This is a genomic window from Collinsella sp. AF38-3AC (genome assembly GCF_003474365.1).
GTDB lineage: Bacteria > Actinomycetota > Coriobacteriia > Coriobacteriales > Coriobacteriaceae > Collinsella.
In genome coordinates, this window is the sequence record NZ_QROM01000040.1 from 1 (window position 1) to 1,576 (window position 1,576).

At 67.7% G+C, this 1,576-nt stretch carries 1 protein-coding gene; it reads left to right on the plus strand.

The annotated features are described in order from the left end of the window. Positions 1–124: 124 nt before the first annotated feature. Positions 125–1,237, plus strand: coding sequence for an IS110 family transposase (locus DW029_RS11080; RefSeq protein WP_233543883.1), 1,113 nt, complete (start codon positions 125–127; stop codon positions 1,235–1,237). Positions 1,238–1,576 lie beyond the last annotated feature (339 nt).

Consider the following 1,576-nt stretch of genomic DNA (forward strand, 5'->3'; position numbering starts at 1 on the left):
AGACGATATGAGCAGGACATAAAACATTGGGAGCCCCCGGCATGAAAGTCCGCGGATCAGGCCGACAATGGTGAGTGTCTAATCCAGCCGTGGCGGCCGCGCCGCATTCATGGAAGGGGCTCCCATGCTCGATACTACCACCTTCGTCGGCCTCGACGTCCACGCCCGCTCGATAAAGGCCGTCTCCCTCGACGTCATGACCGGGGAGGTGCGCTGCGCGACCTTCGGCTACGACGCCGGGGCCGTCGCGGCGTGGGTCCGGTCCGTGGACCCCAGGGCCAGGTGCGTGTACGAGTCCGGGGTCACGGGGTTCGACCTGCAGAAGAGGCTCTCCGGCCTGGGGGTCGACTGCGTGGTCGGCGCCGTCTCGAAGATGATCAAGCCCAGCGCGGACAGGCGCAAGAAGAACGACCGCAACGACGCCGAGTTCCTCGCCCGCATGCTGTCGGTCGGCAACGTGGTCGAGGTGTGGGTCCCCGACGACGAGTGCGAGGCCGCCCGCGACCTGACCAGGGCGCTCGAGGACGCGAGGGACGACCTCTCGCGCTCGAAGCAGCGGCTCTCCAAGTTCCTGCTCAGGCACGGGCTCGTCTTCGACGAGAGGACGCCCACCGGCCGCAGGAAGGGGAACTGGACCCGGGCGCACTGGTCCTGGATCGAGTCGATAAGGTTCGCGGAGGGGGCCGACAACGAGGTGCTGGCCTACTACGTCGAGGCGGTCAGGCGGGCGGCGGAGGAGAAGTCGAGGCTCGAGGGGCTCGTCGGGGCCGAGGCCCGCAAGCCCAGGTGGAGGAGGAGGGTCGACTCCCTGCGCTGCCTCAAGGGCGTCGACACCGCGACCGCCGCCGACCTCGTGTTCGAGGCCGGCGAGTTCTCCAGGTTCAGGAACGCCCGCTCGTTCGCCGCGTGGGTCGGCCTGACGCCCTCCGAGCACTCCAGCGGGGAGAACGACCGCAGGGGCGCGATCACCAAGGCCGGCAACAAGCACCTGAGAAAGACGCTGGTCGAGGCCGCGTGGCACTACCTGACGTGCTCCGGGCGGCCGAAGGACCTCGCCAAGGGCCAGGCCCCGGACCCGGCCGCCCGGAGGCATGCCGCCAAGGGCGTGCGGAGGCTGGTCGAGAGGCGGGAGGCGCTGCTCGCGCGCGGGGTGCACGGCAACAAGGCGAACGTGGCCACGGCGCGCGAGCTCGCCTGCTGGGTGTGGGCGGTCGGCCTCATGGCAGAGGAGGCATAGGGGGGCGGTCCCCCGAACATAAGCCAGTCACCCCGGAAGCGGTTCGATCCGAAGCCGTTGAGGCGAACCTCAGGTCCCTTTTCTGCGAGCGCCCAGGGCGCCACACGCGTGCACAGACTGTCGGTTCGACGTAGAAGCCTCAGCCGTAGCAACGGATTGCCCAGCGAGAGATCGCCACGGGCGGATATTAAACTGCAAAGACGAGCGTCGGTAAGACACGCCGAGGTCGCCGCGGACGGGTTGATATAGGGAGAGGGCCTGACCCCATATCGTTGGGGCCAGGCCCGATTTTGCCTCTTGACAATGTCCTGCTCATATTAAAAGGAACGTCCCCAAGTG

Bases quoted from the DNA above. Each gene is read 5' to 3' on its own strand.
- DW029_RS11080 (WP_233543883.1), top strand. From the start codon at position 125: ATGCTCGATACTACCACCTTCGTCGGCCTCGACGTCCACGCCCGCTCG.